Origin of the sequence: Rhizobium sp. FKL33, from assembly GCF_005222915.1 — a bacterium.
Lineage (GTDB): Bacteria > Pseudomonadota > Alphaproteobacteria > Rhizobiales > Rhizobiaceae > Rhizobium_E.
This window is the reverse complement of the sequence record NZ_STFX01000006.1, coordinates 217,620-230,513: the sequence shown is the minus strand read 5'-3', so window position 1 is coordinate 230,513 and position 12,894 is coordinate 217,620. Positions and strand designations below refer to the sequence as shown.

Below are 12,894 nucleotides of genomic sequence, written 5' to 3'. Positions count from 1 at the left end.
GAGGATGCAAGTGGCGCAACCCTTGACTGGCGTGCAGAGCGATGCCGATCGAATTCGTGCTCGCGCAGTCTGGCTCTATCATGTTGAGGGTCTGACGCAAAACGAGATCGCCAACCAGCTCGGCATCAACCGGGTGATGGTCGTGAGGGCGCTGGCCGATGCGCGGCGGCGCAACGAGGTCCGGGTGACCGTCTCGGCTCCGCTTGCGGAGCTGGTGGAGCTGGAACGGAATGTCGAGAAACGCTTCGGCATCAATCGGGTCATCGTGGCGCCCTTTTCCGATCCCGACGGCGATCCCGTTCGCGTCATCGCCGCCGCAGCTGGCAATTTCATTTCCGGCATCATGAAATCCGGACTGACGGTGGGCGTGGGCTGGGGGCGCACGCTCTACAACACCCTGCCTTTCATCAATGGCGGCACGCTCGAGGATTTTCGCGTCGTCTCGCTGCTGGGCGGCATCGCCGCCGCCCGCCGGTTCAACCCGGCCGAATTCGCCTGGCAGTTCGCGGAACTGTTTCAAGGCGACGGTTATCTCGTGCCCGCGCCTGCGGTCGTCGACAGTATTGAAACCAAGCACGCCTTGCTGGAGCGCTGCGGCCTGGCGGCGATCTTCGAAATGGCTGACAAACTCGATGTCGCGCTGCTCTCCGTCGGCGGCATCTCGACGCTGACCACCAGCTATCGCGCCGGCTATATCAGCGAAGCCGACCGGCGCTCCCTGATCGAAGCCGGGGCCGTCGGCGATGTGCTCTATAACTTCATCGGCAAAAACGGCGAAATCCTTGATCACGAAGTTAATTCTCGGGTGATCTCCGTCAATCCCACCCGTCTCAGCCGCACGCCGGAGCGCGTTTTGATTTCGGGCGGCAAGGAAAAGGTCGTTGCGCTCAAGGCAGCCATTCGAACGGTTTCGCCGACGACGTTCATCACTGATGAGCAGACCGCGATGAGCCTTGCTGCAGAAGAATGAGAAGCCAGACCAGTCTTGTCACCTGTACCCTGTCAGTGGACTTGCATAACAAAATTTCTCGGACATGACCTTCTCCGAGCCAGCCGACTGCCACTTCATAGCGCCGATTGAGTTTACGGCGCTCTCAAGATGATTGACGGCCATTGCCATCGGGAAGCGGCGTGCTCACCAGAACCGCAGCCGCCGCGTTGGCGGAAACCAAGGCCGTGCGGATGTCCTTTCCACGAGAGAGTTCGGCGGCGAGGACGCCGGTAAACTCATCGCCAGCGCCATGCGTGCTCACGAGCTTCACCTTGATGGCGTCGATGGAGATTTCCTCCCCTGCTTGGCTTGCGCAGGCGACGCCTTCGCCGCCGGCGGTGACGACGACGACGGGAAAAGTTCGGGTCAACAGCTTGGCCGCCGCGAGCGCGCCCGCCAATGTGTCGACGACAGGCGTCTCGGCCAATTGTTCGGCTTCGATGGCGTTGACAACAAGCACATCCACCAGCCGCTCGAGGTCTTCCGACAACGGACGGGCCGGCGCCGCATTGAGGATGACGCGGCCGCCAACCGCCTTCATCGCCCGCGCGGCGGCGACATTGGCGTGATCGGGCACCTCGTTCTGCAAGACGAGAACGCCGCCTGGAGTGAAGACTTCACGCGCCGCATCGACATCTGCCTGGCCGAGCGTCAGATTGCTGCCCGAGACGATCACCGCGCCGTAGTCGCCCTCGCTGTCGAAGATCGCGACGCTCATGCCGCTTGCGACGCCGGGCGCTTGTTTGACGAAACGATGGTCGACATTGCGCTGAGCGAGGTTGTCGATGAGGGCGCGGCCGAAATCGTCATCGGCGACGGCGCCGATCATATGCGAGCGCACGCCGGTCTTTGCGGCGGAGACCGCCTGGTTTCCGCCCTTGCCGCCGCATTTCGGCCGCCAGCTGCTGCCCGTGACCGTCTCGCCTTTGCGCGGGCGCGCCGGGCCATGCACCATGATATCGTAGTGGAGGCTGCCGAAAACGACGACGGAGGGCGTTTGCGTGGTCATGGAAACTTGTCCTTGCGTTTGGATGTGACGGCGGACATCGTCTTTTCGAGATTTCTCTCGGCCGCCTCGTAATTTCTTTGTGCGACCGCCATGAACAGCGCGTCGAGGATGTTGAGCTGCGCGATGCGCGCGGCGGCGTTTTCGCCCATCAGGGGAGATCCCTGCGCCGTCGAACAGAGCACGATATCGGCGATCTGGGCCAGCGCCGAACCACCGTAATTGGTTATGGCGATCGTCCGCGCGCCGCTTTTCCGCGCCAGCTGGATCGCATCGATCACCGCCGTAGTGTTGCCGGAATGGGAAAAGCCGATCGCCACGTCGTCCGTTCCCAGGAGCGAGGCCGACATCAGCATCATATGCGAATCGTCCTGGACATTGGCGCGAACCCCGATCCTCAAGAATTTGTGCGCCACGTCGCGCGCGATCTGGGCGGATCCGCCCACGCCGTAAAAGTCAATCTGCCGAGCCTTCGCCAGAAGGTCGGCAGCCCGATCGAAGCCCTCGACGTCGAGAATGGAGAGAGTCTCCTCCAGCGCGTTGATCGAGGTGCGGAAAACCTTCTGGATGATTTCCCGGGTGCTGTCCTCCGCCGAGAGCTCCTGATGCATTTCCGCCGTCGGCAGCCGGATATAGCTGGACACGGCGGTGCGAAATTCACGATAGCCGCTGAAGCCCAGTTTCTTGGTGATCTTGACCACCATCGCTTCGGACACGCCGGCCTCCGCCGCCAGGTCCTTGAGAGCGGTGTCCTCCGAGAAATCTCTCAAGCCGAACACCGTCTCCACCACCCGCGCCTCGAGGGGGGTGAGCTTCGGCATCATCATTCGGATGCGCGGGCCCACCGCCTTGAGGTCATCTGCTGAATTCATCCCCGTCCCCTTGTGACGCGATCGATCATCATCGCGACAAGGATAATAAGGCCGGTGGCGAGAAGTTGATAGAAGGCCTGGACATTCATCAACGTCAATCCGTTGCGCATCGCGCCGAGAATGATCGCGCCCAACAACGTGCCGATCACGCTGCCTTTGCCGCCCATCAGGGACGCCCCGCCGATGGCCGCTGCGGCGATCGCATCAAGCTCCCAGAGATTTCCGAGGATCGGTTCGGCGGCGCCCAGGCGGCCGATCAGGACCATCGAGGCGAGCGCGGCGAGAACGCCAGAAATCACATAGGCGGTGATCTTGGTGATCGCGATCGGCACGCCGGCGACATAAGCCGCTTCCTCATTGCCGCCGACGGCGAGCAGATATTCGCCGAGCGGCGTCTTCTTCAGCAGGATCCAGGCAAGGAGCGCGACGATGGCCACCATGATGACCGAGTTCGGAATCCCGGCAACCGACCCGTTGAACAGCGTCCGGAACCCCTGGGGAACGCCGAGGACAGGATTGCCGCCCGTATAGATCAGCGCGATGGCGCGGTAGGTCGAGAGCGTGCCGAGCGTCACAATGAACGGCTGAAGGCCGGCATAGGCGACGAGCACCCCATTGACCAGCCCGCACAACACGCCGATGCCGAGGCCGGCGAGGATGGCCAGCGGGATCGGAACGCCCGCGACCAGCAGCGTGGCCGTGACGACGGCGGCGATGGCTGCGGTCGGCCCGACCGAAAGGTCGATGCCGCCTGAGATGATCACCAGGGTCATTCCCAGCGCCAGGCAGGCGTTGATGCTCGATTGCTGCAGGATATTCAACAGATTGCGCTGCGACAGGAAATCCGGCGCCAGCAACCCGAAGATCACCACGATGGTGACCAATCCGATCAGCGTGCCGGCGTCGCGCAAGGACAGCGATCCGAGGAACCGGGATGATGACGCTGCGGCGTTCTGGGATATGTCAGACATGATGTAAAGTTCCTGTTATGCCGCGCCGACGCGGCTGCCGGTGTTGCCGACGGCATGGGAGACGATTGTTTCTTCGCTGAGTTGATCGCGGCCGAGTTCGGCCACGATCGCCCCGTCGCGCATCACGAGCACGCGGTCCGCCACCCTCATCACCTCCAGAAGTTCCGACGACACCACGATGATCGAATGCCCTTCCTTCGCGAGATCTTCGATCAGATGGTAGATTTCGGATTTCGCGCCCACATCGATGCCGCGGGTCGGTTCGTCGAACAGCAGGATGCGCGAACCGGCCGCGAGCCAGCGGGCGATGATCGCCTTCTGCTGATTGCCGCCGCTGAACAGCTTGATCTGGCGATCGAGCAGGAAGGGCCTGAGGTTGACGCGCTTGAGCAGATCCTCGGCCGTGCGGTTGAGCTTGCGGTGATTGATGATGCCCGCCCGGGAGAAGCGCGCCATCGACGGCAGGGCCATGTTCGACGTCACCGACCGGCCGGGAATAATGCCTTCGCGCTTGCGCTCCTCGGGAAGCAGGCCGATCCCCGCGGCGATGGCCGCGCGCGGATTGGACAGCGCGAGCGGCGCGCCGTCGACCGTCACTGTTCCGGATGTCACCCTGTCCGCGCCGGAGATGGCGCGCAAAAGTTCGGTCCTGCCGGAACCGACCAGGCCCGCCACCCCCAGGACTTCCCCCTTGCGCAGGGTGAAGGACACATCCCGAACGCGGTGCGTGGTGAGATTTCGCGCCTCGAGGCAGACCGTGGCTGTGGCGTGTGAATGATGCGCTTCCGAAAGCAGTTCGCGGCCCACCATCATGGCGATGACATCGCGCTGCGCGGTCTTCCTGAGATCGACGCCCATGCCGACGACCTTGCCGTCGCGCATGACCGTTGCGCGCTCGCACACCCGGAACACTTCGTCCATCTTGTGAGAGACGTAGATGATCGAGACGCCGCTCGCAGCGAGCCGCTCGATGACCTCGGCGAGCCGGTCGAACTCGCTGGGCGTCAGGCTCGATGTCGGCTCGTCCATCGCGATGATCTTGGCTTTGTCGAGCAGCGCGCGGGCGATCTCGACGACCTGGCGCTGCGCGACCTTCAACGTCGAAATGGGAGCGGACGGATCGATCGTCGGATCGATCATGGCTAGCGCTTCGGCAGCGCGGCGTTCCTGCTCGCGGCGATCGACCAACAGACCGCCGAGGCGTTTCAGGGAGTGACCGAGGAACATGTTCTGGGCCACCGTCAGATGCGGCACCTGTTGCAGTTCCTGATGGATCATGGCGATGCCCGCCCGCCGGGCGTCTTCAGGCTTGCGGAGCGTCTGCACGACGCCATCGACCTTCACCTCGCCTTCCGTCGGACGGAAGACGCCCGAGAGGATGCGGAGCAGCGTGGACTTGCCCGCGCCGTTCTCACCCAGCAAAGCATGGATTTCACCTGGGCGGACTTCGAAAGAGACGTCGGACAGCGCCTTGACGCCGGGAAACGCTTTCGAAATGCCTTCAAACGCCAGTCTTGGAGCAACCATGGAACTCAATCCTCCCAGTGTTTGGACGGCCGGCTGACACGCCGATCGTCCCATGCGTGAGGCGTTACTTGCCTGCGGCCTTCATGAGGACAGAGCGGACGTCGCCGCCCTGATAGTCCTTGATGTTGTCCTTGGTGATCAGAGCCTGGGGCGTAGCCACGACACGCGGCAGCTTCTGGTCTGATACGAGCCGCAAGGCGACTTCCATGGCGACCTCGCCGGTCAGAACCGGGAAGCTGTCGACAGTGCCGGTCAGTTCGCCGGCCTCGATGGACTTGTAGGCGTCCGAGATGCCGTCGGTGCCGAACACGACCACTTTGTCCTGCAGGCCCGCAGCCTTGACGGCTTCGACCACGCCAAGCGCCATGCCGTCATTGTTGCAGTAGAAGCCCACGAGGTCGGGATGCTGCTGCAGGATGTTGGTTGCGGCGTCATAGGACATCTGCCGGTCCCAGTTGCCCGGCACGCTGGCGACGACGTTGAACTTGCCGCCTTCGGTAATCGTGCTCTTGAACCCGTCGGTGCGCTGCACGGCCGCATAGACGCCGGCCTGGCCTTCGATGATCGCCACCTTGCCGCCATTGGGACGGTTCTCGAGGAACCACTTGGCGACGCGAACGCCGTTGTCGCGCTGGACGTTGCCGACATAATGCTCGGCCTGCGGGATTACTGCGTCGTTGACGTTCACGACCGGAATATTGGCGGCCTTGGCTTGCTCCATGACCGGCTGAAGGTTGGCGTCGGTCTGCGGCGAGACGAGCAGCACCTTGTAACCCTGGGTCACCATGCCTTCGGCGATCGTCAGCTGGCCGAGCTGATCGCCCTCGCTCTGCGCAGCCTGATAGGCGACGTCGACGCCGACTTTGTCGGCGAAGCGCTTGTAGCCTTCACCGAGGGAACGCCAATACTCGTTGGTCAGGGTCTTGGAGACGCCTCCGACCTTGAGACCTTCCGGCAGCTTCGGCATGGGGCCGAACTTGGCTTCGAGGTCGGACCAGTCCATGCGGTCGGGCTCCGAGTCCGAATTCAACGGCTTGAGGTCTTGAGCCGTCGCGATGCCAGCACAAAGGGTGGCGGCGAGAGCCGCAGCGAAAAGTCTCTTCATGGGTTTCCTCCCGGGTCGTTGGGTTGGTTCAGTGGTCCGCGCCGAACATCAGCTCCTGGATGATGGCCTGCGTGGAAACGGCGTCTTGACGGTCAATCGCGCTGGAAAGGCGATTGACCTGCTCGAGGCGGTCGACGACCTTCAACATCCGCTGGACGGTCTTGATGTTGACCTCGCATTCATGAACCGGATCGAGACCGGTGAGATCGGGGAACGTGTCGAAATAGATCGCGCCGTCATAGCCGTCGCGGCGGATCTGGCGCAGCAGTTCGATGGTCTGCAGCGTGTGAACGGCGCCGACCATCAGGCCGTCGTCGCGCTTGGCGTAACCGTCGTTGAGGTGAACGCCGAGGACGCGGCTATGGCGCGCGATCAGCGCGGCCGCAAAGGCCGGCTGTTCGTCGGCATAGAGGACATGGGCGAAATCCAGCGTAACCCCGAGGTTTTCGGCGCCGACGTCCTTGATGGCGAGCAGGGTCGTCGCGGCATCGGGCATCAGGCTGTAGGAGCGCGGCTCGTTGGGCTTGTATTCGATCGAAATCAGGCAGTCCGGATCATGCTCGCAAACTTCACGAATTCCATCTATTTCGTGTTGCCACATCTTCGAATAGTCAGCCTGGAAAGCATAGTCGAAGCCATCCTGGCCGAGCCAGATGGTCATCAGATTTGCGCCAGCTTCCCGGGTTGCGTCAATGCCGCGCTTGGTGAGGTCGATGGCGTCGCGACGCACCGCTTCGTCCGGATGGGTGAAGGCCCCGAGCTTGAATGCCGGATTGGTATAGTAGCGCATGGCGAAGCCATTGATCGAAAGACCGAAATCTCCGAGCTTTCGAGCAAGTTCCGCCGGATTTTCGTTAACGTGGTCGGGAAAATTCAGATCGAGGTCCGTCAGGCCATCGACCCGCGCGGCCCGCTCCGCCATCTGCAGCACGGACGGCTTGCCGGATTGTCCTGGCCAGGCCAGATGCGCGCCGGAGGCGAAAGAATTGAGGCGGGTGGCGAAACGTGTCGGGTTCAAGGCAATCGTCCCATTTGTGAAGTTATGTACTACTTCACAATTTTGGTAACGTTTGTAAAGAAAATTATGTGCTGCACCGCACAACGTCATGTTGCGCCGATTTGTTGAACCGCTGACATCCCTGATGTTCCGCTCTGTCGCGAGCCGGAGCGCAGGCGGAGTGCTTTACCAACGCCTCAAGAATTAGACGTCACTTGCAATGCTATGAAACCTTGGCTGATCGGAGAGATGCGTAGCGGGTCGCCCGATCCTGCTGCCCAGCAGGCAAATCGATATGGGACCGGTCTTCCATCGCAGCCCCGAACACCTGGCCGACACCGATCAAGACCGGTTCGTCAACGCCAATCCTGCCCATGGCTGCGCCGAGATCCTCGAGCCGGCCGGCCCAGCGCCGCTCCGTCGTCCTGCTCACCGACGAGAGGATCACGACCGGCATGTCCGACGGCATCCCCGCCTCACGCAGGCGTTCTTCTATCTGCCCGGCCATGCGTCCGCCCATATAGAAGACGCTCGTCTGATGCGGCTGAGCCAGCGACGCCCAGTCGATAGTCCGGGGCAGGTCGTGGTCCCTGGAGTGGCCTGTCACGAAACGCACCTGCTGGGCGTGGTCGCGATGCGTGAGGGAGGTTTTCAGCGCAGCCGCCATCGCCGAGGCGGCGGTGACGCCGGGGACGACGTCGACGGCGATCCCCTCCTGCTGCAGCCGCCGGATTTCCTCGCCGGCGCGCCCGAAGATCATCGGATCGCCGGATTTCAGCCGAACCACCCGCTTGCCGGATTTGGCGAAGCGCACCATCATGTCGTTGATGTCGTCCTGCTTGCAGCTTTCGCGACCGCCCCTCTTGCCGACGAGAAAGCGCTTCGCCTCCCGCCGCGCCAGTTCCAGAACCTCCGGTGAAACGAGATCGTCGAACAGAATGACGTCAGCGGATTGCAAGGCGCGCATGGCCTTGAGCGTCAGGAGTTCCGCGTCGCCGGGACCGGCGCCGACCAGCGTCACCGAACCCGTTTGCCCGGACATCCGGTCGGTCGACGCAATCCACTCCTCGGCCGCCTCTTTCGGCGGCGGCTCATTGGTCGACAGGCTGCGGATGGCGAAGCGCTCCCAGAACGCCCGTCTGGCGAGACCCGGGGCGAGCCGAAGATTGATGGTCTCGCGGAGTGTTTGGGCAAGTCTGCCCCACTGCTTCAGCGCCGGCGGAAGCAATGTTTCGATCCGCTGGCGGATCGCCTGCGCCAGCACCGGCGCCGCTCCATCCGTCGAGATGGAGACGATGATCGGCGAGCGATTGACGATCGAGCCGAACTGGAACTGACAATAGTCAGGCTTGTCGATCACATTGACGGGAACGCCCGCCGCGCGAGCGGCGCAGAAGAACGCCTGCGCTTGGGCGGCGTCGTCGCAATCCGCGAGCGCCATCGCAGCACCCGTGAAAATCGAGCAAGACCAGGGTTGCGCATGATGTCGTAACGATGCCCGATCGAGCAACGCGATCATGGCGTCTCCGAGATCACTCGTCTCGCAATAGAGATCGACGTCCGCGCCGCAGGCGAGGAGCAGCTCGGTTTTCCACGCCGCGGCGTCCGAGCCGCCGGCCATGACCACGCGTTTTCCCGCGAGATCCCAGAAGACCGGCAGTTTGGCCAGGGGCTCGATGCGGGACGCAGTCTCATTCGGCGGCAAGGATATGGGTCGCATCGAGAATCCTCCTGATGTCGGGGCGGCAGGAGCCGCAATTGGTTCCGGCGTTCAAGGCCGCGCCGATGGCGTCGACGGAGCGGCAACCGCTTCGCGCCGCCGCCTGGATGTCGTTGACGCCGACCGAAAAGCAGGAACAGACGATCGCGCCTTTGTCTGCGCCGCCCGCGGCGGGACGCCCCGCGATCAGCGCCGTCCGGGCGCGAAAATCTGCATGACAGACCTTCAACTGTTCCGCCGCCCATTGGCGCGACACTTCCACGGGACTGCGTGAAACGAACAATGCGGCGAGGAGGCTCTCACCGTCGAAGGCGAGAAACCGATGATCGCCGCTATCTGCGTCGTGATAGCCGGCAAATTCGCCCAGATCTTCGGCCTGCAAATTACGACGGAGCCAGGCTTCCCAGCCATCGGCCGGCGGATCGCCTGCAAATTCCAGACGATAGCCTGCATCCGCCTTGGCGATCGCCCAATAGGAAAACTGCAGATCGGTGGGCCGGCGGGCGGACACCAGAAAGCCATGGGCCGGCGCCGCATAACGGCTGAGCGCGACGCGGCCCATCTTCAGGGCGGGTTGACCCGAGACCGGATCGACGCGGGACGGGACGAGACTGTCGACCCGAGCGCTCGGCGCGGTTTCTCCCGTCCAATGCATGGGCGTAAAGACCGAGCCGCGGATCTGGCGATCGGTGATCAGCGCCCGCACGATGATCGAGGCGCCTTCCGGGCTTTGAAGACGAACGAGATCGGCGTCCCCGATGCGAAGATGGCGCGCGTCATGCGGATGGATTTCGCAGAAGGGTTCGGCGATATGCGCCGACAGTCGCGCGCTTTTTCCGGTTCGGGTCATCGTGTGCCAGTGATCGCGGATCCGGCCGGTGTTCAGGGTGAAGGCGTACAACTCGTCCGGTTCAGACCGCGCCGGGGCGTGAACAGCAACGAACTTCGCCTTGCCGTCTTCCGTGAAGAAGCGGCCATCCTCGAAAAAGCGCTTGCGTGACGATCCATCCTTGGAGCGAGGCCACTGGAAGGGCGTCAGTTCCTCATAGGCTTGTTCATCGAGATCCGCATAGCCGCCGATGTCGAAGTCGCGCGCGCCGTCATTTTCGAAAGCCGACAAGGCCGCATGTTCCGCAAAGATTTCCGCCGGAGAAGCATAATCGAACGCCGCGCCGAACCCCATCCGCTTGCCGACTTCGGCCAATTGTCGCCAATCCGGCAGCGCTTCGCCCGGCGATGCCAGGAATGCTCGCTGTCTGGAGATCCGTCGCTCCGAATTGGTCACGGAGCCCGATTTTTCGCCCCATCCTGCTGCGGGCAAGAGCACATGCGCAAGCCGGGCTGTATCTGTATTCTTCTGAATGTCGGACACGACGACAAAGGGACAGGTTCGAAGCGCATCCCGCACGAGATCGGCTTCGGGCATGGACACGACGGGATTGGTGGACATGATCCAGATCGCCTTGATCCGGCCGTCGGCGACCGCCTTGAACATGTCGACGGCCTTCAGTCCGGGCTTGCCAGCGAGCGCAGGGGCTTTCCAGAAGCGCTTGACGAGATCCCGATGCGCAGGGTTTTCGATGACCATATGCGCCGCGAGCATATTGGCGAGCCCGCCGACTTCGCGCCCGCCCATGGCGTTGGGCTGGCCGGTAAGGGAAAACGGGCCCATGCCCGGCCGGCCGATGCGGCCGGACGCCAGGTGGCAATTGACGATGGCGTTGACCTTGTCCGTCCCGGAGGCCGACTGGTTGACGCCCTGGCTGTAGCAGGTCACCACCCGTTCGGTGGCGCGGAAAAGCCGGAAGAACTGACGGAGCGCCGGCATGGAAACTCCGGTCGCCTCGGCGATTTCCGCCATGTCCAAACGGGCGGCGGCCACCAGCGCTTCGCCGATCCCCGACGTGTGCTTGCCGACGAAGGTTTCGTCGATCCCGCCGTTTTCGGCGAGATAGGCAAGCAGACCATTGAACAATGCGACGTCGCCGTCCGGGCTCATCTGGAGATGCATGTCGGCAATGTCGCAAGTGGCGGTCCGGCGCGGGTCGATGACGACGACTTTCATCGTGGGCCGGCTGGCTTTCGCCGCCGCCAGGCGCTGGTAAAGCACCGGATGGCACCAGGCCATGTTCGAGCCGACGAGAACCACGAGATCCGCCAATTCGAGATCTTCATAGCAACCCGGCACGGTGTCCGAGCCGAAAGCGCGACGATGGCCGGCGACCGAAGACGCCATGCAGAGCCGCGAATTGGTGTCGATGTTCGCCGAGCCGATGAAGCCTTTCATCAGCTTGTTGGCGACGTAATAGTCTTCGGTCAGCATCTGACCCGAGATGTAGAAGGCGACCGCGTCCGGGCCATGCTCGGCGATGGTCTGGCGGAAGCGGCTGGCGACGACATCGAGAGCCTCATCCCAGCTCTTTCTCACGCCGCCGACTTCCGGATAGAGCGCCCGTCCGTCGAGATCGAGCGTTTCTGCCAGAGCGGACCCCTTCGAACACAGCCGGCCGTAATTGGCGGGATGTTCGGGATCGCCCTTGACGCTGACGTGGCCATCATTGTCTACCCGGGCGATGACGCCGCAGCCGACGCCGCAATAGGGACAGGTGGTGCGAGTTTCAGTGGGCATGAAAGCCTCCTGCCGTGCCAGGTATCTCACCCTCAACGGAGGAGATCGGGTCGGAATGACGGCATCGCCCGGTCACGACCGGCCGAGCAAAATGCGACAGTTGCGTCAGGCCATATTCGTGTGTATATATATGCGCATCAGAAGGGGAATTCATGGAGTGCGACAGCCGAAAGATCATCCAGCGTCTCAAGGATGACGGTTTCGAGCTGGTGGCGGTCAAGGGATCGCACCACAAGTTCCGCAAGGACGGTCGAACCGTCATCGTTCCCCACCCCAAGAAGGACCTGCCCATCGGCACTGCGCGCAGCATTGCCCGGCAGGCAGGATGGATATGACCATGCGCAGCTATTTCGCCCTCGTTCACAAAGACCCGCAATCGGCGTTCGGGATCGCATTCCCTGATCTTCCGCAGGTGTTCTCGGCGGCGGACGAGGAGGCGGACATTATCGGCAACGCCATCGAGGCGCTGCAACTCTGGGCGGAGGACGAAGTCTTGCCTGAAGCCTCGTCCCTGGAGGCGATCCTGGCGCGCGATGATGTGCGTGAGGAGCTGGGCGAGGGCGCGTTTCTGATCCGCATTCCACTGATCGAGGATGACAGCCGCATCGTGCGCGCCAATGTCACGTTTGAAGCGGGTACGTTGAGAGCCATCGACGAGACGGCGGCGCGGCGCGGGCTGACGCGTTCTGCCTTCCTCGCCAGTTGCGCCCGCAAAGAGATCGAGGCGGCGAGCTGACATTATTCCGCCGCCATCATCACGGGCGTAAGTCGGATCGACAGACGTCCGTCGACGTTGCGCACCGGCATGGTGCGGACCGCGCCGTCATCCGCGCCGAGCGCTTGGCCGCTTTCAAGCGAAATCACCCAGTTGTGCAGCGGGCAGGTGACGGATTTGCCATGCACGATGCCCTGGCTGAGCGGCCCGCCTTTGTGCGGGCAATGATCGTCGATGGCGAAGACCTCGTTTTCAGCGGTGCGGAAGACGGCGATCTTGCCTTGCGGCGTCTTCACACAGCGGGCGCCGCGCAGCGGAATGTCGTCGATATGGCCGATTGCGATCCAGTTGCTGTCCATGA

12 protein-coding genes are annotated in these 12,894 nt (G+C 62.9%); 3 read left to right on the top strand and 9 right to left on the bottom strand.

All coding sequences use genetic code 11. From position 1 onward, the window contains the following. Positions 1-4: 4 nt before the first annotated feature. The gene (locus E8Q41_RS04750) at positions 5-970 is read left to right on the top strand and encodes a sugar-binding transcriptional regulator (protein WP_137154362.1); all 966 of its coding nucleotides are present in this window, start codon (positions 5-7) and stop codon (positions 968-970) included. 124 nt (positions 971-1,094) lie between these two features. Here E8Q41_RS04750 and E8Q41_RS04745 read toward each other — a convergent pair whose 3' ends face one another. The 8 genes from E8Q41_RS04745 to E8Q41_RS04710 all read right to left on the bottom strand — a co-directional run bounded on the left by E8Q41_RS04745 (position 1,095) and on the right by E8Q41_RS04710 (position 11,818). Next, positions 1,095-2,000, bottom strand: coding sequence for a ribokinase (locus E8Q41_RS04745; RefSeq protein ID WP_137154361.1), 906 nt, complete (start codon positions 1,998-2,000; stop codon positions 1,095-1,097). After that, entirely contained in the window at positions 1,997-2,869 is an 873-nt protein-coding gene (locus E8Q41_RS04740; RefSeq protein ID WP_137154360.1) for a MurR/RpiR family transcriptional regulator, read from the bottom strand. Before E8Q41_RS04740 ends, E8Q41_RS04745 begins: the two co-directional genes overlap by 4 nt. Further along, on the bottom strand, positions 2,866-3,840 hold the full coding sequence (locus tag E8Q41_RS04735) for an ABC transporter permease (RefSeq protein WP_137154359.1): 975 nt from the start codon (positions 3,838-3,840) through the stop codon (positions 2,866-2,868). Before E8Q41_RS04735 ends, E8Q41_RS04740 begins: the two co-directional genes overlap by 4 nt. Positions 3,841-3,855: 15 nt before the next feature. Beyond that, positions 3,856-5,367, bottom strand: coding sequence for a sugar ABC transporter ATP-binding protein (locus E8Q41_RS04730; protein WP_137154358.1), 1,512 nt, complete (start codon positions 5,365-5,367; stop codon positions 3,856-3,858). Between the two features lie 64 nt (positions 5,368-5,431). Further along, on the bottom strand, positions 5,432-6,472 hold the full coding sequence (locus tag E8Q41_RS04725; protein ID WP_137154357.1) for a substrate-binding domain-containing protein: 1,041 nt from the start codon (positions 6,470-6,472) through the stop codon (positions 5,432-5,434). Positions 6,473-6,500: 28 nt separating this feature from the next. Beyond that, on the bottom strand, positions 6,501-7,490 hold the full coding sequence (locus tag E8Q41_RS04720; protein ID WP_137154356.1) for a sugar phosphate isomerase/epimerase family protein: 990 nt from the start codon (positions 7,488-7,490) through the stop codon (positions 6,501-6,503). Between the two features lie 202 nt (positions 7,491-7,692). Next, positions 7,693-9,189 carry a siroheme synthase CysG gene (cysG, locus tag E8Q41_RS04715; RefSeq protein WP_137154355.1) on the bottom strand — a complete coding sequence of 499 codons (1,497 nt, stop codon included), beginning with the start codon at positions 9,187-9,189 and terminating at the stop codon, positions 7,693-7,695. Continuing rightward, the gene (locus tag E8Q41_RS04710) at positions 9,161-11,818 is read right to left on the bottom strand and encodes a nitrate reductase (protein WP_137154354.1); all 2,658 of its coding nucleotides are present in this window, start codon (positions 11,816-11,818) and stop codon (positions 9,161-9,163) included. Before E8Q41_RS04710 ends, cysG begins: the two co-directional genes overlap by 29 nt. 152 nt (positions 11,819-11,970) lie before the next feature. On the opposite strand from E8Q41_RS04710, the gene E8Q41_RS04705 reads away from it, so the two are divergent. Together E8Q41_RS04705 and E8Q41_RS04700 are read left to right on the top strand one after the other, a co-directional pair. Further along, the gene (locus E8Q41_RS04705) at positions 11,971-12,153 is read left to right on the top strand and encodes a type II toxin-antitoxin system HicA family toxin (protein WP_137154353.1); all 183 of its coding nucleotides are present in this window, start codon (positions 11,971-11,973) and stop codon (positions 12,151-12,153) included. Between the two features lie 2 nt (positions 12,154-12,155). Further along, a complete protein-coding gene (locus E8Q41_RS04700) occupies positions 12,156-12,554 on the top strand; it encodes a type II toxin-antitoxin system HicB family antitoxin (RefSeq protein WP_137154352.1) in 399 nt (132 codons plus the stop codon). A 2-nt stretch (positions 12,555-12,556) separates the two neighbouring features. On the opposite strand, the gene nirD is transcribed toward E8Q41_RS04700, so the two are convergent. Next, positions 12,557-12,892, bottom strand: a complete 336-nt coding sequence (gene nirD, locus E8Q41_RS04695) for a nitrite reductase small subunit NirD (RefSeq protein ID WP_137154351.1) — start codon at positions 12,890-12,892, stop codon at positions 12,557-12,559. Positions 12,893-12,894: the final 2 nt, after the last annotated feature.

Excerpts from the sequence above, each read along its gene's own strand:
- E8Q41_RS04750 (WP_137154362.1), top strand. The coding sequence starts at position 5 with ATGCAAGTGGCGCAACCCTTGACTGGCGTGCAGAGCGATGCCGATCGA.
- E8Q41_RS04745 (WP_137154361.1), bottom strand. The coding sequence starts at position 2,000 with ATGACCACGCAAACGCCCTCCGTCGTCGTTTTCGGCAGCCTCCACTAC.
- E8Q41_RS04740 (WP_137154360.1), bottom strand. The coding sequence starts at position 2,869 with ATGAATTCAGCAGATGACCTCAAGGCGGTGGGCCCGCGCATCCGAATG.
- E8Q41_RS04735 (WP_137154359.1), bottom strand. The coding sequence starts at position 3,840 with ATGTCTGACATATCCCAGAACGCCGCAGCGTCATCATCCCGGTTCCTC.
- E8Q41_RS04730 (WP_137154358.1), bottom strand. The coding sequence starts at position 5,367 with ATGGTTGCTCCAAGACTGGCGTTTGAAGGCATTTCGAAAGCGTTTCCC.
- E8Q41_RS04725 (WP_137154357.1), bottom strand. The coding sequence starts at position 6,472 with ATGAAGAGACTTTTCGCTGCGGCTCTCGCCGCCACCCTTTGTGCTGGC.
- cysG (WP_137154355.1), bottom strand. The coding sequence starts at position 9,189 with ATGCGACCCATATCCTTGCCGCCGAATGAGACTGCGTCCCGCATCGAG.
- E8Q41_RS04710 (WP_137154354.1), bottom strand. The coding sequence starts at position 11,818 with ATGCCCACTGAAACTCGCACCACCTGTCCCTATTGCGGCGTCGGCTGC.
- E8Q41_RS04705 (WP_137154353.1), top strand. The coding sequence starts at position 11,971 with ATGGAGTGCGACAGCCGAAAGATCATCCAGCGTCTCAAGGATGACGGT.
- E8Q41_RS04700 (WP_137154352.1), top strand. The coding sequence starts at position 12,156 with ATGCGCAGCTATTTCGCCCTCGTTCACAAAGACCCGCAATCGGCGTTC.
- nirD (WP_137154351.1), bottom strand. The coding sequence starts at position 12,892 with ATGGACAGCAACTGGATCGCAATCGGCCATATCGACGACATTCCGCTG.